The following is a 20,087-nucleotide window of genomic DNA, read 5'->3' as shown; positions in this document are numbered from 1 at the left end:
ATTAAGCCCCTTTCACTTTATTAATTTGTACTGGTGTACTCTTATATGAAGGTTCTTTTGAATATGGATCATAAACAGATGGTGTTAAGGCATTTGTCTCAATATAGTGAATTGGAGCAAATAATTCGTTGTATGCCACTGTATCTGAAACCATCGCCATGAAACGACGTGTCACACCATTAATTGATGTAATTTCAATCATTTCTTGATGCTTAATTCCTAAATCTTTCGCTAACTCTTCATTGATGTGAACATATGCAACGTGTGAAACTGCATCATTAACAAAAGCAATTTCACGTGTACGTGTTTGTGTATGCCATTGACCGACTGTTCCACGTCCTGTATTGAAAACATATGGGAATTCTTCAGTTAATTGTAATGGATTTTCTGTAACAGCTTCAAACATAAATTGAGCTTTTTTACTTGGTGTATAGAATTGTCCATCTTCAAATAAACGGCGCTCATTTTCTGTTAAAGTGTCCCCTTCTTTAAATGGCCATTGAATTCCTTTTGAATCCACTAAAGCATTATAATCAACACCTGTAATATCACATGGCATTCCTTTTGAACATTTTTTCATTTTTTCAAAGACTTCTTGAGGTGTTTTCCATCCATCAAGTAAATCCCCCATTCCAAGTGCTTTACCAACATTTAAAATAACATTGAAATCAGTCATTTCATTTTCTTCCATTAATAAAGCCGGGCGTACAGCAGATAAACGACGTTCCGTATTGATTAATGTTCCTTCTTTTTTCGTTCCAGGTACAACTGGGAAGAAGACACTACAATCTTCTGAGCTATCTGTATCGTCATAAATATCTTGAACGATGAATAAATCTAATTTGTCCATTGCCTCTTTGAATGTTTCATTATTAATCCATGAGTGACGTGGATTTGTACAAAGAACCCATAATGCTTTAATTTCTCCAGCATTAATTTTTTCGATAATCGCATTGTATGGTAACGTTGGTTTAGATGGTAACCATGATTCATCGATTCCTAATGCTTCTGCTACTGCTTGACGACGAACTGGATTATCATAATCTCCCCCACCGTATAAACCAGCTGTATTACTGAATAAACGTGATCCCATGGCATTACTTTGACCAGTAATTGAGTTCGCTCCTGTACCAGGACGTCCCATATTTCCTGTCATTAAGGCAATATTGATAATAGCTTGCGCATTACGCACCGCTTCATATCCTTGGTTAATTCCCATTGTCCACCAAAGTGAAACAGCTTTTCCTTCATGAATCATTGTTGCTAATTCTAATACTTGTTCAGCTGTTAAGTTTGTTTTCTCTTCAACTTTATCTAATGTAAACTCTTTAACAAATGTTTTGAATTCTTCAAACTTTTCTGTATGGTTTTCAATGTATGCTGCATCAATCCAATTTTTTTCAATTAATACATGAGCTAATGTATATAATAACGTTAAATCAGATTTTGCTTTTAAACGGTAGAAATGATCGGCACGTTTTGCTGTTTCTGTATAACGTGGATCAATAACAATCACTTTTTTACCTTCAATTTTGTTCGCTTTAATACGTCCCCAAAGAATTGGATGAGCAACCACTGGATTTGCTCCGATTAAAATGATTGTATCTGATAATTCTAAATCATTTAATGTATATGGTGGTGCGTCAAATCCAAAACTTTGTTTATGTGCTACAACACTCGTCGCCATACATAAGCGTGTATTTCCATCTACGTTAGCTTTTAAGAAGTTACGCATGACATGTCCGTATAACGCCATTTCTTCTAGCGTTAATTGTCCGGTACTGATTCCGGCAATACTTTCTGGACCATATTGTTCATGGATTTCTTTTAATTTATTGGCTGTGTAAGTAAAAGCTTCATTCCATGAAACATGTTCAAATGTTCCATCTTCTTTTTTAATACGTGGTAATGGATTTGCTTTATAAACTGAGTGCTGTTTATCTAAATTTAATCCTTTAATACATGAGAATCCATTATTAACTGGATAGCCTTTTGTCGGAATGACTTTTACAATTTTGTTCTCTTCTACGATGTAATCGATATTACAAGCTAATGAACAATAATTACATGTCGACTGTACTTTTTTCATAAGTATCTCCTTTCAATAGTAGCGCATAAACTTGATGAATCTAAAGTGCTTCCTAAATTAACTAATTTAAATTAATTTTGAACGTAGCGAATCCCACTCCAGTAAATATTATGCTTAACAATCGCATCTTCACCTAAGTTAACATCTTCAAGTACCCATTTTTTAAACTCCATGAATCCTGTACGATCCACGATGTAACCAATGTGTTCTTTTCCACCAGGTGCATCTTTTGCGATATACTCTGTTACATACTTATATGTATTTTGGATAATTTTAATGATGCTATCCTCATCTGCCCAAACAATAAAGTCTTCTGCTAAACGTGGATTTTTCTTACCTGTACGTCCCATAATGGCTAAACGATAGTACTTTTCTTTGCTGCGCGTCCATGCTGCTGTTGGGCAGTTAATCACACATTCTCCACATCCGATACATTTTGAATGATCACGTTCAACTTTATAATTCACAGATGATAAAGCACCTGTTGCTTTTTTCTTACAAGCACGAACACAAGCCCCACACGAAACACAACGATCTTTGTCATACTGAGGCTTAGTCATCCCAATAATTCCAAAGTCATGCATACGTGCTTTAATACAGTCATTAGGGCACCCTGTTAAAGCAATTTTAAAGTGTAAATCATTAGGAAAAACTGCTTTTTCAATACGTTTAGCAAAGTTTGTCGTATTGTAGTTTGCAAAAGGACACACATTATTACCAATACAAGCTGATACATTTCGTGTTCCAGCTGCTGTATATCCTTTTCCAGGAATCTCTTGATTAATATCTAGCCCTTCGATAATTGGCTGTAATAACTCATTGACTTTCGGAATGTCTTCAAATTTAATACCAGGGATTTCAAATCCTTGACGTGTGGTAAGGTGAACAGCACCATTTCCATACGTATTAGCAATTTCATAAATTTTCAATAAATATTCAGCTTGAAGCGCTCCACCTGGAACCCTAACACGAGAAGCTGTAATTCCACGATGCTTCGTTACACGAAATGCATTTTTCTTTAAAAGCTTAGTATTCACATCCATGCTGACACCCTCCTTAGTCAATTAAATCTTTCCCTTTAGTGTAATTAAATACTGGACCTTCTAGGCAAATGTAGGTGTCATCAATTTTACAGTGACCACATTTTCCAATTCCACAGCACATTTTACGTTCTTGCGAAATCCAAATATTTTGTTCAGCAATTCCACGTTTTAAGAACTCTTGGACAGTAAAATGCATCATCATTGGAGGTCCAACGACAATGACCTGAACATCATCTAAGTTTTTAATCGGTAAGTCTGGAATAAATTTTGTAACTAATCCAACATGTCCTTCATAACCTTCTTCTGCTTTATCAACCGTTAGAATGACTTCTGATGTTTCGCGCCATTTAGCTAAATCAGCTTTGAATAAGACATCTTCTGGTGATTTGAATCCTGTGATTAAGGTAAATCCATTTGATCGACTAGCATCTGTTGCGAAATAATCAACCACACCACGAACTGGAGATAATCCCGTTCCTCCAGCTACGACAATTAATTCTTTTCCTTCATAGTTTGCCACATCAAAACCATTTCCATATGGTCCTCGTAAGAATAAATGTTGTCCTTTATAGTGATTAAAGATTTCATTTGTTACTTTTCCAACTTTACGAATTGTTAAATCAACATAGTCTTCACCAATGCCACTTACTGAAATTGGAGCTTCACCGTATTTTGGAAGTGAAACTTCAAAAAATTGACCAGGTTTAACCTCACCTTGATAAGCCATACGGAATGTAAACTCGATTTCAGTATGCTGAATTACATCTTTGATTTCTGATAAAAACGGGATATACTCATTTACTGTCATTATTCCACCTCATCCATTGCTTTCCCTAGTTTGTTAATACAGTTAGAGAACGAAATATATTCTGGACAAACATCATCACAACGACCACAACCCACACACATATGATATCCATTACGTTTTTTAAAGTCGTAAATTTTATGCATCACTTTAAATCGCATGCGTTGTCCTTTATTTTCACGGAACTTATGTCCGCCAGCCATATCTGTATATCCATTTACTTGACATGATGCCCATACACGGCGTCGCTCTCCACATTTATGATTGTCTTGATAGAAAATGTCTTGCATCGTAAAGCATGTACACGTTGGACACACAAAATTACAACGTCCACAAGCAATACAACGCTCACTATACTCTTCCCACATGTCAGAATAGATAATTCGTAAATCTAATTTTTCAGGAATCTCAACATGAACTGGATTTTCTGTCACGAATTTTGGTGTGACTTCAGTCGTCTCCATCGCTTTAAGTTTTGCATCTGATAATAGTTCTTCGCATTTAATATCAAATGCCACTTGATCTTCTGCTAAATGAATATACGCCTCATAATGATCACACGTATTCGTTCCCATATCGACACAAAAACAGTTATTAAAGCTTTTTTCACATCCCATGACAACAAATTTTGCTTTCTCGCGGAATTTTTTGTAATAAATATCTTCAAAACCATTGCGTAAATAAATCTCATCTAGACGACGAACTGCATGTAGATCACAACTACGTAAGAAGATTAAAAGGTTTTGTTCATTCATTGACGCTTCTTTGACTTCTGTTTCTGTAAAGAAGAATAATGTTTGTGTAATTGGTAATAATACCTCTTTGTACGAAAAACTTGATTTTTCATTAAATTCAATTTCCTCAATACATTTGATTTCCCCGTAACGAACACGGTGCGTATCTGAGAAAGTTCCTTCTCCTTCATACTTCTTTGGTGCATAAATTACATACTTTTTTGCTAATTCTTCTAAAACTTCATTGAAATTAGCCCTTGCCATAATTAACCCCATAATAAAAGACCTCGCTTCTTAAGTTCTTTACTGTAACGAGGTCATTGTACTCTATTTCACAATTTTTTTCCGTGATAAAAATCACACAATGAGTGATTTTCATCACAAGTTGTGCATATTAGTGTACATTTATATATTTTTATGGTATGCACCTAAAGCTTCAATGGAGATAACTTTAATTTTTTTATTTTCATATTCAACTAAATTAGCCGCTATTAATTTTTTTAAAGCCCTTGAAACAGTTTCACGCTGTGCTCCTAATAATTGAGATAAATAGGAAACCGTTAAAGGTAAGTCAATTAAATAACCCTGATCAATTTGCACTCCATAATCTCGACATAAACGATATAACTTTGCGGCTAACTTTCGTTCCATCGCTATATTAGTTGGAGCATTTTTTAATTGCCGATACGTTCGTCTTAACTTCGAACAATATTGATTTATAACAGCTTGAGTTAAAGCAAAGTCATTCTCCATGATTTTAATAAATTTCTCTTTTGAACAAATAAGGATAGTAGAAGCTTCAAAACATTCACAGTCAATTGCGCATGGAAGTTGATTCGTTAGATTATCATTGAGCAAATGTCCTTTATCTAAGATAAAAATGACTCGTTTTTCTCCAACTTCACTCAGTTTATAAATCGATACCTTCCCACTTAAGACAATAAAAACTTGATCGATTAACTCTTTATCTCTAAAGATATAGCACCCTTTTTTATACTTAGCAACTCTCATACACTCTAATAATTCATCCATACTTTCCTGTTTAATACTCGAAAATAATTCAATATGACGTAATGTTTCCGCATTTACTACTTCCATATAACACTCCTTCTTAACCGTCTAATTCTTTTTAGGTCACCTCTAAATTTTTTACTCTTTCACTTCTATCATACAAATTCTTATCATAATTTAAAGTGTTTTTTTTTTCCATCCCCCCTCACATCCGTTATTTTTCTATCCTAACATTCATCTCATTCTTTCTAGTTTTACAATAAAAAAACTTACATATTCTAACTCAAATGATTATTTAAAATTTAACCTCTCACCTTATTCATTCTCTATCATTTAATCCTTTATTCTTTACCTCTTCAATATAAAAAAGGCTATCTTTAGTTCAGCAAGTGCCTAACTAAAGATAGCCTTTTCAAATGATGACTTACATTTTATATTCCTATAATAAAAACTGCATTAACTAGTCTTCTATTCTATCGCCTCCGCTAAAATCCTTTCCTATAAAACAATGATTAACGCTAAATAAGCAAAGAATGATAAGGTGGCAAGAATATGCCACTTGACACTTGGTTTTCCATTCTTTGTGATTAAATAACCCGTTCCGGCAATCGCTAACATTACGCACGAAAAACCAACATATTTAAGAAAACGATCTGTCCCAAACTTCATTGCTGTTTCATATAGCATTCCAAGGACAGATAAACTTCCTAACACCATATGTAAATTAATAATAAACCTCGTCTTTTTACCAAAAGCTTTTGGAATATAGTAAACTAATAACGCAGCAAAAAAACATCCATGTGATAACATTTTAATCTCTCCTTAGCTTAAACTTTTTTCTTTTTTAGAACCAGCGGGAATCGTTTCAATTCTAAACATAAAATAATAAAACTTCGCGATCACTAACACAATTAAGAAAATTCGCATATGTAAATTATCAACAAGAAAGAAAGGGAAACAAAGCATGATATCGGCAGTTAATAAGATGGTCCATTTTTGTTTTAGTGTCATTTGTCGATTTTGAACAAAGCTTTCTAAGTGCTTCTTATATAAATTTGTTGATTTAAACCAACAATCAAATCGATCTGATCCTTTGACAAAACAAACGGATGCTAATAATAAGAATGGTGTAGTTGGTAATATCGGTAAAATAACCCCTAATAACCCCAATCCCACACAAATTAAACCACATAATACTAATAATGCTTTTGTTATTTTTTTCATCTTAGCTCGCTCCCTTTCTTAATAAAACATGTGACGGAAAAATTCAATAGGTGAATAGATTAAGACACGTGGTCCAGAAAATCGCATCACATCTTTTACTTTTTGTTTCATGTCTTTTTTATAACAATGAATTGGACATTTCTGACAAGTTGTCTTTTCATCTCCAAACTTACAAAAACTTAAACGTTTATGAGCATAAGTTAATAATTCTTGACACTCATCACATAATCCATGTGATTTATGTTGATGTTTTTTATGACAATATAATTCAATCATTAATTTAATCACGCGTTTTTCACGTTCTACTCTTCCCTTAGCCATCTTATCCACTCCTATCAACGATAATCATTATCATTAATTGTCTAAAAATAGAGGACTAGGAGAGCCTAATCCTTACTATTTATTTTTGTAAAATTAATGTTTGATTTTCTAACTTATAGACTTGATCACAAATCGCTGTTGTCGATTTACGATGTGAAATCATAACAATCGTTTTATCCTTATTATAATCATTGATCGATTTTAGAATTGATCCTTCATTTAGTGCATCTAAATTACTTGTTGGCTCATCTAAGATTAAAACATCACCATCATGTAAAAAGGCACGTGCTAATCCTAAACGTTGCTTTTCGCCTGAAGACACCATTCCTCCAAGCTCTCCAACTTTTGTTTCATATCCATTTGGTAAAGTTTCAATAAATTCATGAATGGATGCTTTTTTCGCTGCTTCAATGACTTCTTCTAATGTCGCATCGGCTTTTCCAATTTTAATATTGTTTGCAATCGTATCATTGAATAAATAAGTTTCTTGACTAACCAATGTTTGTTTTGTGCGAAGTGAAGCTGTTGGAATCTCTGAAATATTTGTGCCATCGATTTCAACGCATCCTTTTTCAACATCAAAATAACGCATTAATAATTTAATGAACGTACTTTTCCCAATTCCACTTGGCCCAATTAACGCTAGCTTATCTCCTTTTTTAATCGAAACAGAAGCTTCATTAAAAATCGGAGTTTTTCCATTTGGATAAGTAAACGTCACTTGATCAAAGGCTAACTCATTCATTTCAACTGTTGCCATTCCTTCAACTTCAGTGACTTGTGGCTCTTCATCTAATAAATCAAATAATCGCTGTGCACATGCAAACGTATGAGCTAACGTATTTGATAAGTTACTTAATGCGACAACCGGTCCAAATGATGAAGCAATAATAACTAATGCCACTAAAACTAATGTTAAGCTTAATTGTCCCGTTGTATAGAAATAGAACCCCATTCCAACGAAAACTAACATCGCTGAAGTAATGATAACCCCTGTTAATCCAGTTACAAATCCTTCATGATCTTTAATTTTTCGAACACTTTTATTTAACTGATTTGATTGCTCATTTAAGGCAGCTAAACGCTCTTGTCCTTGATTAAATAATAAGATTTCTTTTAAGCCACGTAATGAATCTAAAATATATTGATTACTGCTTGCAAATGCTTGACGATAGTTGACCCCTGCCGTCTTCACAAGTATTGATGATACGTAAGGTACGATAACTCCAACTAAAATAAAATATGCAGCAGCAACAAATCCGTAAGCAGGATGAATGAAATATAAAATGATTGCAATCATACTATTTGTTAATAAAGCAATTGCGATCGGTGCGATCGTATGTGCGTAGAATACTTCTAATAATTCAATATCTGAAGTAATTAATGAAATTAAATTCCCTTTATCTTTTCCTTCCAATTTCGCTGGTGCTAACGTACGAAGTTTCGTAAAGATTTTATCTCGTAACAGATATAAAATTTTAAAGGCTATGTAATGTCCTGATAATTGTTCAGCATAACGTAATAGCCCACGGCTCACGGCACAAACCACCATAATAATAATGGCTGCTTGGAACGTAACGATGGTTGGTCCTTCTACAATTGTTCCAAGCGCAACAGCAGCAAAACTAGCAATGGCAATTGCTGCTAAGAATCCTAGAACTCCCATCGTAATCGTGATTAACATCACAAAAATTAATGGTTTCAATTCTAAGATTAATCGCTTCATAATACTAAATCCAGATTGACGTTGCATTATCTCACCTCTCTAATGCTCTCTAATTGTTGTTGTTCAGATACCATGTGTGCATATACTTCATCTTGACTCATTAGAGCTTCGTGTGTACCTGACTCAACTAATTCTCCTAATTTAAAGACATGAATCATTTTCGCACGTTTCACGCTTGATAAACGATGCGAAATAACCATGATTGTTTTTGTTTCAGATAAATCATAAATTGCATCCCAAATCGCTTCTTCACTTTCAACATCAATATTTGATGTCGCTTCATCGAAGATAATGGCTTGACGATTCGCTAAAATAACACGTGCTAACGCTAAGCGTTGCTTTTGTCCACCTGATAATGAACTTCCGTTTTCAGCGACTTCCGTCTCTAATCCATTTGGTAAACTAGTTACAAATTCATATAAACGCGCTGTTTTTAATGCCTGTTCAATCTCTTCCATTGTTGCAGCTGGGTTGGCCATTAATAAATTATCACGAAGTGTTCCTTTGAAGATGTGACTATGAGCTGATACTAATGAAACGTGACGATATAACTCCTCAGGTGCAATGTCAGATAGGCGAACTCCATTTAAAGTAATCTGCCCATGATTCACTTTCTTTTGCGCCAATAATAAAGCGGCCATTGTACTCTTACCACTTCCACTCTCTCCAACAATAGCAGTTAAACCACCCGGTGTTAAGTCCAATGAAATATCTTTTAAGACTTGACGTTGGCCATCATAACTAAAGTTTACATTTTCAACTTTAATATTTAACTGATCGCTAGCCGGAATCACTTTTGGAGACTTAACCACTTCTTCTTCTGTATCCAATAAAGCAAAAATACGATCTGAAGCCGCCATCCCATTCATCGCAATATGGAAATATGAACCTAATAAACGAAGTGGGATAAAGAATTCTGATGATAATAAGATAATCACAATTAAATCTCCAACTTGAAGATTTCCATTTTTAAATTGATAAAGAGCAACAATTGTTCCAAGTGCTGATCCACCAAATGCAATTAAATCCATAATATTAATTGAATTTAATTGCATACTTAAAACTTTCATCGTAATACGACGGAAAGCTTCGGCCTCTTCATTCATTTCAATATGTTTTTGATCATCCTGACCATAAACTTTTAACGTTGTTAAACCTTGTAAATTTTCTAAGAATGTATCTCCTAAATTAGCGTAGTTATTCCAATACTCTTTTAAAATACGTTTTGCTACTTTCATAATGGCAATAATCGATACGGGAATTAGTGGGACACATAACATAAAGACTAACGCCGCTTGCCATGAAATAAACGAAATAACAACAAATAGTGTTAAAGGTGCTAAAAGTGAATAGAAAAATTGAGGGATATATTTACCAAAGTAAATTTCTAACTGCTCTACTCCTTCAATTGAAAGTTGAACAACTCCTGATGTCTTTTCAGATTTCTGATAATCCATCCCTAAACGTAACAATTTCTCATATACTAAACGACGTAATGTCGCACGTGCATTCGCAGATGACTTATATGAAAATGTCCCATATAAATGGTGACTCACTAATTTAACAATTAGGGCAATTACAATAATAATAATCCCCATCGTTAATGAGACATGCTTCGTTAACATATAATCCGACATTGCTGTCCATAGTGATCCACTAGTCAAATTTAATGTTTGTCCCGCTACCATCACATTTATTAATTGACCAATTAATAAAACAATAATGATATTACAAATAATCCCAATCCAACTACATAAAATAGTTAACCCCATATATTTTTTGGATTCATCACAAATCGAGATGAGCCTTTTATTGATCATCATATCTATTTCAACTCCATTTCTTCTCCGCTTAACGTTATCTATGATAATGATTATCATTAACTCTCGTTTTCTAGTATAGCATAGATCTTTCTAATTTTTATAACTATATTCACTTCTTTACCCTTTTCAACATTTTTATCCATAAAAAAAATCTAACGATATCGTTAGACTCTAATTCAATGTTGCTTTCACAACGTAGCGCTCTTTATTCAGACCATAATAAACAAATGGGTAACAAGTCACTAAGGTTAATACACTCTCCTCCGTCGATTCAAAAATATAAGGATCATTAGGAAGTCTAATTGAAATTTCATCAACCGCATAATAAAAAATTCCTTCAACGCTTTCAATGATAATTGGTTCTCCAACTTTAAGATCTTTTAGGGACCATAAAAATTGTTCTCGATGCCCATAAATTAAACAATTTCCTTTCCTACCTGGAAGTAATGAGAGTGGATTGTGAGCTAACCCTTGTTCAAGTTGTTCTTTCTCAACGCCTTCAATTATAATCAAAGACTCTTCTAAAAATTGAGCACGCCCAACAATGGATCCAACATCAGTTACCTTCTTTAAAGTAGCCGTCATTAGATTGGTATCTGGAAACAAAATAAATCCTTGAGCAGGTTGCCACTGGTTGCAAATGCTGCTAATTAATATTCATCTTTAATAAATGATAAGAAGGAGTGAGAGTAACTATGAGCAAACTAAAAATTAAGAAAAATAAAATGATGTTATTAGACTTCTTCATGATTTAGGTATCGTACAATAAGAACACCTAAGCAAGTTAAACTAACACCGAAACTGCTCATAAAGTAGATAGGAGAAAGGCCTGTTGTTGGCATCTTCCGTGCATCAACTACATTAATGGGCTCATGAGGAAACTCTACTTCATATAAATCAATATTAGAAGCATCAATACTCATCACTTGATACTGCTGGGATACTTCATAACCTTCTGTTGATTGTAAGACTTTTAACTCAATAAGACCAGGTGTAACTTCAATCAGTACTTCTCCTTCAGAATTAGTTCGATAAACACCTAACTGTTCTCCATCTGGCGTAAATACTCCAATTAAAACATCAGATAGTCGATTACTTTGGTTGGCTGATTCAAATGCGGATACCTTAATATAACTAATAGCTTCGGGATATGTCTGTGCTTCAACTGAAACCTTTGAAAAAAGACATAAAGTTAATAAGAGATACATGATTTTAACTATTTTTTTCATTCAATCACCTTTTTATATAAAATACTAACAGATTAATGAGCCCTCTTAACTGGACCAGATTTAAAAGACTCAAACCTCCTTAATTACTCTTAATCCTATAAACAATCATCCGTCTATGATTAACGAGAATAATTGTTTCTTATATAGATATAACTATTTTTTACTATTCATCTTAAATTATAACAACTAATCGATTAGAAAATATTTCCTTTTATCTATATCCTCTTCTGTTTATTAAAACATAATATGGTATAATAACCTCAAATTTAAAAAAGGGGGAATCCAACCTATGCTAAATGAAGCATTAATTAAAGATGTATTAGATGAAGCAATGTCATTAGGTGCAGACTTTGCTGAAATCTATGTTGAACAAACAGAATCCCAATCCATTGATATGGTTGGCGGCAAAGTAGATAAAGCCAATCGCGGACAAGATTATGGAGTTGGAATTCGATTATTCCAAGGAACAAATTCAGTGTACGGATATACAAATGATTCATCACGTGAAAACTTGTTAAAAACAGCTCGTGAAATTGCATCAGCTCTTGTAGGTGAGGTCATTAGGAAACCATTAAATCTTGTTCGACAAAATATTATTAACCAACATATCATTCAAACGGATTTAAGTGAAATGCCTGCTTCACGACGTGTTGAAAAAATGCGTCAAGTGAGTGACACGATTAAACACTATCACGAATCAATTAGTCAAAGCGCTGTTGCTTTATCTGAAAAAAAACAACATGTCTTAATTGCTAATACAGAAGGAACATTAGTGGAAGATACTCGTGTCTATACTCGCCTTTTCATTCGAGCCGTTGCTTCAAATGGGAAAGAAATGCAAACGGGCGCACATGGTCCTGGGGCTTTACAAGGCTTTGAATTTATCGAAAATCTTGATCTTGATTTTTATGCTAATGATGCTGCTCGTCAAGCGGTAACCATGTTAAATGCAGGCCCTTGTCCAAGTGGAAAAATGCCAGTTGTTATCGATAATGGATTTGGAGGCGTGATTTTCCACGAAGCTTGCGGACATGGTTTAGAGGCAAGTTCTGTTGCAAAAGGGCTATCTGTCTTTGCCAATAAACTAGGTGAACAAGTAGCAAACCCAATTGTGACAGCCATCGATGACGGAACGATTCCAAATGCTTGGGGTTCTTTAAATGTTGATGATGAAGGAACACCAACACAACGTAAAGTATTAATTGAAAATGGGATCTTAAAAAGTTACATGATTGATAAATTAAATGGTCGTCGTATGAAGATGGCATCAACTGGTTCTGGACGTCGTCAAAATTATCGTTTTGCTCCAACCTCACGTATGACCAATACATTTATTGCTGAAGGTCCAAACACAAGCGATGAAATTATCGCTAACACGGAGTATGGTCTTTATGCTAAAAGTATGGGGGGCGGTTCAGTTAATCCTGGAACAGGTGACTTTAATTTTGCCGTTAATGAAGGATATATTATTCGTAATGGAAAAATTGCTGAACCCGTTCGTGGTGCAACACTCATTGGTAATGGACCAGCTATTTTACACCAAATTGATATGGTCGGTGAAAACTTAGCACGCGCTCAAGGAATGTGTGGTGCTGCCAGTGGTTCAATTCCAACTGATGTTGGTCAGCCTGCTCTTCGTGTAAAAGAAATTACTGTTGGTGGAGCAAAGGGGGAATAAAAGATGATTAATTTAGATTTATTATTTGAAGCAGGATCAAAAGCAGGCTTAACAGATATGGAAGTTTATGTAGTTAAAAATGATAACTTTTCATGTAAAGTTTTTGAACAAAATGTTGATTCTTACTCTGTTTCAAAAACACAAGGCTTATCGTTTCGTGGGGTTTATGAAGGTAAGATGGGCTATACATATACGGAAAAATGTGATGATTCATCCATCCCATTCATCGTATCTAGCGTCATTGATAATGCCCTGTTAATTGAAAAAGATGAAAATGAAGAATTATATGCTGGAAATGATAACTATGTTTCTTTAAATCTTTATAATGAATCTTTTAATGAAGTCAGTGCATTAGATAAAATTAACTTCTTAAAAGAAGTAGAAAACGAATGTTTTGCTTTAGATTCACGTGTTAAATCCGTAGACTATTGTGCCTTTTCAAATGGAACAACTGAAGTTGCTCTTAAAAATACAAAAGGATTAGATGTCTCAGAACGTCAAAACTTTGCTTATACATATGTTAGTGTTTTAGTTTCTGAAAATGGAGAAAATAAAAACGATGGAGACTTCATCATTAGTACAGATTTTAATGACTACGAACCAAAATCACTGGCTAAAAAAATCGTTTCTGCCGCTCTTTCACAACTTGGAGCAACAAAAGTAAAATCAGGAACATACCCGATTGTTCTAAAAAATTTAGTTGCAGGCTCTATTTTAGAAGCGATGAGTGGTATCTTTTCTGCAGAAGCTGTTTTAAAAGACTTATCCCGATTAAAAGATAAAGTTGGAACATCTATCGCTAACCCACTGATCACGATTATTGATGATCCACATTTAGAAAATGGAATGGGAAGTTCATCATTCGATGGTGAAGGTGTGGCAACATTTGCAAAAGAAGTTATCACTAAAGGAATTCTTAATACTTACTTACATTCCTTAACAACAGCTAAAACATTTAATGTTCAGCCAACAGGAAACGCTTCGCGTGCTAGTTTTAAAAGTTCTGTCAATATTTCACCAAGTAATATGTATATTAAACCACAACAAACAAGCTTTGATGAAATCCTTCAACAAGTATCAAATGGAATTTATGTGACGGATGTTCAAGGATTACATGCAGGTTTAAATGCAATTTCAGGAGATTTCTCACTATCAGCTAGTGGATTTTTAATTGAAGATGGAAAAGTAACAAAACCAGTTCACGAAATGACGATTGCTGGTAACTTCTTTGATGTACTCAATCACATCGTCGGTGTTGGTAATGACCTTGACTTTGGTCCTTCAAATGTAGGTTCTCCAACCCTTTGGATTGAATCATTAGCGGTAGCTGGTGAATAGGAGTTACTAAAATGAAGAACCGACTCTATAATTTGATATTTCCCATTTGGATGCTGATCTTTATTCCTATGACATGGCTGATTGTTTTACCAGCTAATTTCCTCATTGATAGTCTCATCCTACTTCTTTCACTTTTTCTATTCGTTAAATCAAACTATTGGATGATTTACAAACAAACTATCCTAAAGATTTGGGGATTTGGTTTTTTATCCGACTTCATTGGTGCTCTCATTCTATTTAGTATCTATTTAAGTGATTTTTTTATCCAAAACAGTGTCATCTCTAATTGGTGGTACGATAATGTCTTTTATCCAGTTTCATATGATCCATTCAGTTCAATTTTTAGCATCATTTGGTGCTCGATTGCCGTTTTAGTTTCTGGAATCTGTATTTATGAATTCAATTACCGTGTTAGTTTTAAACAGTTATCATTAGAACCAAAAACAAAAAAGAAAATGGCATTATTACTTGCCATTTGTACTGCACCTTACTTATTTTTAGTACCAACCGCACTATTTTTCTAATAAAAAAAATCGTAGATTTCTCTACGATTTTTTTATTACTTTTCTTTCATATAGTGAATATAAAACAATTGCAATAATACTGAAGAATACTGGTCCCGCCATCATCCATAACGTTTTATCATAATCTCCTGTAGTTAATGGTTCCACAATTGAAAATACATTCGCAAATCCAACAACGGCTGTTACAATATAAGCAACAACGATTGCTACTGTTTTACTTTTATAAATGACAAATGGTTTTTTGATTTCATCTTTTCGTTTAAACGAAATGAATGCAATTGAAATAAATAAATAAGGAATGGTCATCGCAACATTCGTCATTAACACTAATTTGTCAAAGAATTTAGCGGCTGACTCCCCCCCAAATGAAACAAGTAGAATTAAAATAATCGCAATAATCGCTTGAACTTTCATTGCATTAACAGGTAATCCATTTTTGGTTTTCGTTAATGATTCTGGCCAAATTCTCTTTGGTGTTCCTTCAATTAATTGTTTCAATGGACTATATGATAACGTCATAAATGCTCCGCTTAATGCTAAGAACATTGACAATCCTACAAAACGAGCTACCCAAGAACCTATTTGAAGTGAAAGTTGTTCACTTAAACCAAGAGCATGACCTAACTCATAACCAAGATTTTGCATAATAATATATGCTACATTCCCTGTATTTACACCAGAACCTGATAAAACGCTAGTCCAATTTGTAAAGATACCGATCATAAAAATTCCAATGATATAACCTAACGAAATAATTCCCGCTGCAATTAACAGCCCTTTAGGAAATGTTTTAACGGGATTCTCCGTTTGATCGACTAATCCACCAACAACTTCTGTTCCACCAAATGCAAAAATAGCAAATGTTAAAAATGATAGCGTAGCGACAACACTTTGATAATTTCCGTTTGGTGACTTTGTAAAGGCATGCGTAACATCTGCTATTGGTTGAGCTAATTGACCTTTGTTTAAAATTAAAATTAGGATTCCACCGATTAATAGTACAATATTTAATAAAGCAACGGCTGAGCCACCAATTGATGTTACCTTTTTAATGCTTTCTAATCCGCGAGAAATTAAAACAAAAACAAGGATTAGCCAAGCCACTCCTAAAAGTCCTAGAACTTGTGTACTTGAAAGTCCAAATACACCCCATTGACTTGTTGTATCATGTCCAAAAATCATGTTTGATAATGGAATCCAAATGGTTGAAGCAACGTTCACCATCCAAATCACATAAGAAGCATACCACATAAAAATCCCAATAAATGCGTAGCGTGGTCCTACCGACTTCTCCATCCATGAGTAGATTCCACCCTTTTCATTTTTAAACGCGGCTCCAAATTCTGCAATCATGAAGGCAAATGGAATAAAATAAGTAATTGCTGCAATGATATACCAAGGAATAGCCGCATATCCCATTAAAAAGAATCCACGTGGCATATTCGCAAATCCAAAAACAGATGTAAAGATCATCAAGATTAATGATACTAATGTTAGTTTTCCTGTTGCACTTTTCGTCATTCTTTAACCTCTCTCACTAATAAAATAAACTTTACTTAATTTTTTCTCAAAACAATATTTAATTTTCTTTCTTAACATTCCCAATAGTTATACTTTTATTCATACCAATTTAACTCGAATTCTGTCAACAATTATAAAGTTTTTTTCGTCTTTTTTCCCTCTTTTTATTAAAAAGAATACGTTAAACTATTACTGTAATCGTTAACAGATATAGTTATAAAGGAGCTAAAATGATGCTAGAACCCAAACCAATTTTTAAACCTTATCAATTTGTTCAACAAATTGAATTTAAAAACAAAGATATTCATCGTCATGATTTAGGCTTAGATTATTTTGGATTTATTAAAACATCTCATGTGATTGAACGAACAATGATTGAGTATGAAATCGTCTTTGCCTCTTCAAATGAACATAGAGTATTAGAATATTCATTACGTCCACTATCAGATGATGAGATCGAAAGTCGCTTAGAACAGATTTTAAAATCGCCTGAGAAGTACCAAACATTCATTGATACTCTTCAGAGTGAACTAAACTTACAACTAGATTACCCTAATCTATTCTGCACTCAATCGCTCCCTCTTGAAATGGCACTCGAATAAAAAGACAATGACCTTTTAGTCATTGTCTTTTTATTTCCTTGAAATAGGATAAGTCATTGCGACATGATCGATGCCAGCATCTTTAAACACTTCTCCATAAGAAGTAAAACCTAAACTTTCATAAAATTTAACAGCTGTCAATTGTGCATCTAGTTGAATCTCTTTAGCAGTGGTCTGTCCTTTGATGTAACTCATGGCCTCTAACATCAGATTTTTTCCAAAACCTTTTTTACGTGCCTCTTTTAAAACAGCCACACGTCCAATTTTAGCAATATCTTTATTTTTAATAATCACCCTAGCTGTTCCCAAAGCCTTTTCATCCTCATAGGCAATAAAAATAGGAACAAAACAATCATAGTCATCAATTTCCTCCTGGACTGGGACGGATTGTTCTCCAATAAATACAGTCGTACGAATTCTAAAAGCATCTGCAAAATGTTTCTGATTCGTGGCTAAAATAACATTCATGTGATGATACTATTAGGACTTGATGCCCTAATAGTCCCCTCCTCTCCTGATTTAATCTCTTATTTTTTAATTACTTGATATAGGTTTCATAATAGTTAGTATAACTTGTATTAAAAGTTACTAATGCTTCTTGATGTAATAAAGAAATGGCATTAGCTTCATCGATAGCTAAATTAATAGCCGTTACTAACTCATCTAATCTCGCTACCGGGGTTGATGGAGTAATTTCACGATAAAAAACGTTTTGTGCTTCATTTAAAGCCAATAAGGCTTCAACATACTTAATTAAACTTGTCTCATAGTTTACATATTGAGAAATTAAAGTGTTCGTTTCTGTTTTTGATTGATCATTTTTATTTTCTTGATTCTGTTTTTCTAATTCTGACTGATTCAAACGCGCTCTTAGAATACAGGCTTGATACGTTTCAAGATAAGTCCTACTTTCTTGAACAGTTGTTTTTCCCTCTTCAATTAATGGTTGAACTTGATCAAAAGGATCTAAACCTTTTTCAATAATGTCATTGTATATCGTCGTTTCCTTGCTAATCAAATCAGTCAATGTTTGATTATTGACGTTACATTTATTTTGACTAGAAATATGCTCATTTAAAGCATTAAAAATCTTCGCTTCATGTTGACTACGGCATCCACTTAAAACGACTAAAAGACCTAGTGATAGTAATATTAACCATTGCTTCACAAGTGCCACTCCTTTAAAATTTGGATATCCTTTAGTTTATCACTTTCTAACATATTCATACGTCATGAAATTGAATATATTGTAAATATTTAACTAGTACTCAAAATTTTAAAGCAAGTAATATCGATGTAAGCGCTATAGGGCTCTATCTCAATCATCGATTTTTATAAATAAGTAAACAAATCCATCGATTTGAGATAACACTACTCTTTTTTTGACATAAATATATAATAGGTTGATTACCTATACCAACGGTAAGTATCATCTCAAAGGGGGATTTCCATGCGTCAAGCCTTTTCACCACCTCCACCGCCCCCTTCACCTTCTCCTTTTTTCGATGAAGGTAATATTGATGAGGGACTAGGACAAACTGGACAAAAAATTTCCGCTGAAGACCGAGTACCACCTGAATGCCCTCAATTTCTCCCCTTTTTACTCTCACTTGATCCTTACTCCCTTGTGACGCTTGGTTATATCATTGCTATCTTTATTGCGATGGAAGCTAAACACCCAGAGGAACAAGAGGCTATCGGAAACTTTTTAGAGGTTATTGCAACTAATATTGAATATATTGCTGAGCAAGGATTTTATTTACAACAGCTCGACGAGCGACGTCAAGACAAAATTGAGGCAATTGAAAAACAAGAACTTCGAGACGAGATTAATGAACTTAAACAAACCATTGCTGAACTTCAAGATCAAATTATTGCCTGTTGTCCAGGGGCAGCAGCCTCGTTAAGTGAAACAAATGAGGCGAGTTCAGAATAGTAAAAGGCTCAAAGAACTAAATTTCTTTAAGCCTTTTTGTTATGATTTGAAGTTGGTTAATCATTGCAATCAACACCATGGCAAGTGCTCCCCCTGAGGTATCAATTAAAACATCAGTAAATGCACAAGCACGTCCAGGAACAAAAGCCTGGTGAAGTTCATCCGTACAAGCGTATAAAAAGACACCCAATAATGCATAAAATAATACTCGTCTAAATGAAAGATAATCAATTATAACATTAAATATTAGTACATACAAAATCAGATATTCAGTAAAATGCGCACCTTTTCGAATGATGAGCTGTAATTCTATTCCAAACAGTTGGTGTGGTATAAATGGAAAAAGTGACAGCAATTGTTCTACTAAACCACTGCTTTCTGAAGATTGCTCCCCAGTCTGTGCAGAAAATAAAAAGATGACCAACATCCATACTAATAAAACTAACCATTTGATTTTACGTTGCATTTCTCATCCCTAATTTC

Annotated in this window: 21 protein-coding genes; 5 read left to right on the top strand and 16 right to left on the bottom strand. The window is 34.0% G+C overall.

All coding sequences use genetic code 11. The features are described from left to right. Window position 1: 1 nt before the first annotated feature. The 12 genes from J0J69_RS00870 to J0J69_RS00815 all read right to left on the bottom strand — a co-directional run bounded on the left by J0J69_RS00870 (window position 2) and on the right by J0J69_RS00815 (window position 12,005). Entirely contained in the window at window positions 2-2,089 is a 2,088-nt protein-coding gene (locus J0J69_RS00870) for a molybdopterin oxidoreductase family protein (RefSeq protein ID WP_212725501.1), read from the bottom strand. 71 nt (window positions 2,090-2,160) lie between these two features. After that, on the bottom strand, window positions 2,161-3,132 hold the full coding sequence (gene asrC, locus J0J69_RS00865) for a sulfite reductase subunit C (protein WP_212724521.1): 972 nt from the start codon (window positions 3,130-3,132) through the stop codon (window positions 2,161-2,163). Between the two features lie 13 nt (window positions 3,133-3,145). Next, entirely contained in the window at window positions 3,146-3,940 is a 795-nt protein-coding gene (gene asrB, locus J0J69_RS00860; RefSeq protein ID WP_055305612.1) for an anaerobic sulfite reductase subunit AsrB, read from the bottom strand. Further along, a complete protein-coding gene (gene asrA, locus J0J69_RS00855; RefSeq protein WP_237252360.1) occupies window positions 3,940-4,935 on the bottom strand; it encodes an anaerobic sulfite reductase subunit AsrA in 996 nt (331 codons plus the stop codon). The genes asrB and asrA overlap by 1 nt, the downstream gene beginning before the upstream one ends. A gap of 141 nt (window positions 4,936-5,076) precedes the next feature. Continuing rightward, entirely contained in the window at window positions 5,077-5,769 is a 693-nt protein-coding gene (locus tag J0J69_RS00850) for a Crp/Fnr family transcriptional regulator (RefSeq protein WP_212724522.1), read from the bottom strand. Between the two features lie 411 nt (window positions 5,770-6,180). After that, window positions 6,181-6,492 carry a hypothetical protein gene (locus tag J0J69_RS00845; RefSeq protein ID WP_212725502.1) on the bottom strand — a complete coding sequence of 104 codons (312 nt, stop codon included), beginning with the start codon at window positions 6,490-6,492 and terminating at the stop codon, window positions 6,181-6,183. A 12-nt stretch (window positions 6,493-6,504) separates the two neighbouring features. Further along, window positions 6,505-6,906, bottom strand: a complete 402-nt coding sequence (locus J0J69_RS00840; protein WP_055244940.1) for a YbaN family protein — start codon at window positions 6,904-6,906, stop codon at window positions 6,505-6,507. Between the two features lie 18 nt (window positions 6,907-6,924). After that, a complete protein-coding gene (locus J0J69_RS00835) occupies window positions 6,925-7,227 on the bottom strand; it encodes a nitrous oxide-stimulated promoter family protein (protein ID WP_055244938.1) in 303 nt (100 codons plus the stop codon). Window positions 7,228-7,306: 79 nt separating this feature from the next. After that, window positions 7,307-8,980: a thiol reductant ABC exporter subunit CydC gene (gene cydC / locus J0J69_RS00830; protein WP_055244936.1), complete on the bottom strand. Its 1,674-nt coding sequence runs from the start codon at window positions 8,978-8,980 to the stop codon at window positions 7,307-7,309. Beyond that, window positions 8,980-10,776 carry an ABC transporter ATP-binding protein/permease gene (locus J0J69_RS00825; protein ID WP_212725503.1) on the bottom strand — a complete coding sequence of 599 codons (1,797 nt, stop codon included), beginning with the start codon at window positions 10,774-10,776 and terminating at the stop codon, window positions 8,980-8,982. The genes cydC and J0J69_RS00825 overlap by 1 nt, the downstream gene beginning before the upstream one ends. Before the next feature lie 171 nt (window positions 10,777-10,947). Continuing rightward, window positions 10,948-11,361 (bottom strand): class D sortase, encoded by a 414-nt coding sequence (locus J0J69_RS00820; protein ID WP_055305617.1) that lies wholly within the window; start codon window positions 11,359-11,361, stop codon window positions 10,948-10,950. Between the two features lie 149 nt (window positions 11,362-11,510). Then, window positions 11,511-12,005, bottom strand: coding sequence for a hypothetical protein (locus J0J69_RS00815; RefSeq protein ID WP_055305618.1), 495 nt, complete (start codon window positions 12,003-12,005; stop codon window positions 11,511-11,513). Window positions 12,006-12,294: 289 nt separating this feature from the next. Between J0J69_RS00815 and J0J69_RS00810 the strand changes: the two genes are divergently transcribed. Genes J0J69_RS00810 through J0J69_RS00800 form a run of 3 tightly spaced genes read left to right on the top strand, consistent with a single transcriptional unit; the run spans window position 12,295 to window position 15,545 of the window. Then, window positions 12,295-13,683 carry a TldD/PmbA family protein gene (locus J0J69_RS00810; protein ID WP_212725504.1) on the top strand — a complete coding sequence of 463 codons (1,389 nt, stop codon included), beginning with the start codon at window positions 12,295-12,297 and terminating at the stop codon, window positions 13,681-13,683. A gap of 3 nt (window positions 13,684-13,686) precedes the next feature. Further along, window positions 13,687-15,021, top strand: a complete 1,335-nt coding sequence (locus J0J69_RS00805) for a TldD/PmbA family protein (protein WP_055244927.1) — start codon at window positions 13,687-13,689, stop codon at window positions 15,019-15,021. Between the two features lie 11 nt (window positions 15,022-15,032). Next, window positions 15,033-15,545, top strand: coding sequence for a hypothetical protein (locus tag J0J69_RS00800; RefSeq protein WP_055244925.1), 513 nt, complete (start codon window positions 15,033-15,035; stop codon window positions 15,543-15,545). 21 nt (window positions 15,546-15,566) lie between these two features. On the opposite strand, the gene yjeM is transcribed toward J0J69_RS00800, so the two are convergent. After that, a complete protein-coding gene (gene yjeM, locus J0J69_RS00795) occupies window positions 15,567-17,066 on the bottom strand; it encodes a glutamate/gamma-aminobutyrate family transporter YjeM (RefSeq protein ID WP_055305620.1) in 1,500 nt (499 codons plus the stop codon). Window positions 17,067-17,299: 233 nt separating this feature from the next. Here yjeM and J0J69_RS00790 point away from each other — a divergent pair, with 233 nt between their 5' ends. After that, window positions 17,300-17,668: a hypothetical protein gene (locus J0J69_RS00790; RefSeq protein WP_055275315.1), complete on the top strand. Its 369-nt coding sequence runs from the start codon at window positions 17,300-17,302 to the stop codon at window positions 17,666-17,668. A 30-nt stretch (window positions 17,669-17,698) separates the two neighbouring features. Here the strand turns inward: J0J69_RS00790 and J0J69_RS00785 are convergent, their stop codons facing one another. Beyond that, window positions 17,699-18,136, bottom strand: coding sequence for a GNAT family N-acetyltransferase (locus tag J0J69_RS00785; RefSeq protein ID WP_055276303.1), 438 nt, complete (start codon window positions 18,134-18,136; stop codon window positions 17,699-17,701). Window positions 18,137-18,206: 70 nt separating this feature from the next. Then, window positions 18,207-18,836 (bottom strand): YkyA family protein, encoded by a 630-nt coding sequence (locus tag J0J69_RS00780; protein WP_055242647.1) that lies wholly within the window; start codon window positions 18,834-18,836, stop codon window positions 18,207-18,209. A gap of 282 nt (window positions 18,837-19,118) precedes the next feature. Between J0J69_RS00780 and J0J69_RS00775 the strand changes: the two genes are divergently transcribed. Beyond that, window positions 19,119-19,604 carry a hypothetical protein gene (locus J0J69_RS00775; protein ID WP_212724531.1) on the top strand — a complete coding sequence of 162 codons (486 nt, stop codon included), beginning with the start codon at window positions 19,119-19,121 and terminating at the stop codon, window positions 19,602-19,604. Between the two features lie 16 nt (window positions 19,605-19,620). On the opposite strand, the gene J0J69_RS00770 is transcribed toward J0J69_RS00775, so the two are convergent. Continuing rightward, a complete protein-coding gene (locus J0J69_RS00770; protein ID WP_055242643.1) occupies window positions 19,621-20,070 on the bottom strand; it encodes a VanZ family protein in 450 nt (149 codons plus the stop codon). Between the last annotated feature and the right edge of the window lie 17 nt (window positions 20,071-20,087).

Source organism: Turicibacter bilis (assembly GCF_024499055.1).
Lineage (GTDB): Bacteria > Bacillota_I > Bacilli_A > MOL361 > Turicibacteraceae > Turicibacter > Turicibacter bilis.
Note: the sequence above shows the minus strand (reverse complement) of the source record. Positions and strands in the feature narration are given on the sequence as shown.

Bases quoted from the DNA above. Each gene is read 5' to 3' on its own strand.
- J0J69_RS00835 (WP_055244938.1), bottom strand. From the start codon at position 7,227: ATGGCTAAGGGAAGAGTAGAACGTGAAAAACGCGTGATTAAATTAATG.
- cydC (WP_055244936.1), bottom strand. From the start codon at position 8,980: ATGCAACGTCAATCTGGATTTAGTATTATGAAGCGATTAATCTTAGAA.
- J0J69_RS00800 (WP_055244925.1), top strand. From the start codon at position 15,033: ATGAAGAACCGACTCTATAATTTGATATTTCCCATTTGGATGCTGATC.
- J0J69_RS00845 (WP_212725502.1), bottom strand. From the start codon at position 6,492: ATGTTATCACATGGATGTTTTTTTGCTGCGTTATTAGTTTACTATATT.
- J0J69_RS00820 (WP_055305617.1), bottom strand. From the start codon at position 11,361: ATGACGGCTACTTTAAAGAAGGTAACTGATGTTGGATCCATTGTTGGG.
- J0J69_RS00825 (WP_212725503.1), bottom strand. From the start codon at position 10,776: ATGATGATCAATAAAAGGCTCATCTCGATTTGTGATGAATCCAAAAAA.
- J0J69_RS00815 (WP_055305618.1), bottom strand. From the start codon at position 12,005: ATGAAAAAAATAGTTAAAATCATGTATCTCTTATTAACTTTATGTCTT.
- J0J69_RS00870 (WP_212725501.1), bottom strand. From the start codon at position 2,089: ATGAAAAAAGTACAGTCGACATGTAATTATTGTTCATTAGCTTGTAAT.
- J0J69_RS00790 (WP_055275315.1), top strand. From the start codon at position 17,300: ATGCTAGAACCCAAACCAATTTTTAAACCTTATCAATTTGTTCAACAA.
- asrC (WP_212724521.1), bottom strand. From the start codon at position 3,132: ATGGATGTGAATACTAAGCTTTTAAAGAAAAATGCATTTCGTGTAACG.
- J0J69_RS00810 (WP_212725504.1), top strand. From the start codon at position 12,295: ATGCTAAATGAAGCATTAATTAAAGATGTATTAGATGAAGCAATGTCA.
- J0J69_RS00850 (WP_212724522.1), bottom strand. From the start codon at position 5,769: ATGGAAGTAGTAAATGCGGAAACATTACGTCATATTGAATTATTTTCG.
- J0J69_RS00840 (WP_055244940.1), bottom strand. From the start codon at position 6,906: ATGAAAAAAATAACAAAAGCATTATTAGTATTATGTGGTTTAATTTGT.
- yjeM (WP_055305620.1), bottom strand. From the start codon at position 17,066: ATGACGAAAAGTGCAACAGGAAAACTAACATTAGTATCATTAATCTTG.
- J0J69_RS00805 (WP_055244927.1), top strand. From the start codon at position 13,687: ATGATTAATTTAGATTTATTATTTGAAGCAGGATCAAAAGCAGGCTTA.
- asrB (WP_055305612.1), bottom strand. From the start codon at position 3,940: ATGACAGTAAATGAGTATATCCCGTTTTTATCAGAAATCAAAGATGTA.
- J0J69_RS00770 (WP_055242643.1), bottom strand. From the start codon at position 20,070: ATGCAACGTAAAATCAAATGGTTAGTTTTATTAGTATGGATGTTGGTC.
- J0J69_RS00775 (WP_212724531.1), top strand. From the start codon at position 19,119: ATGCGTCAAGCCTTTTCACCACCTCCACCGCCCCCTTCACCTTCTCCT.
- J0J69_RS00785 (WP_055276303.1), bottom strand. From the start codon at position 18,136: ATGAATGTTATTTTAGCCACGAATCAGAAACATTTTGCAGATGCTTTT.
- asrA (WP_237252360.1), bottom strand. From the start codon at position 4,935: ATGGCAAGGGCTAATTTCAATGAAGTTTTAGAAGAATTAGCAAAAAAG.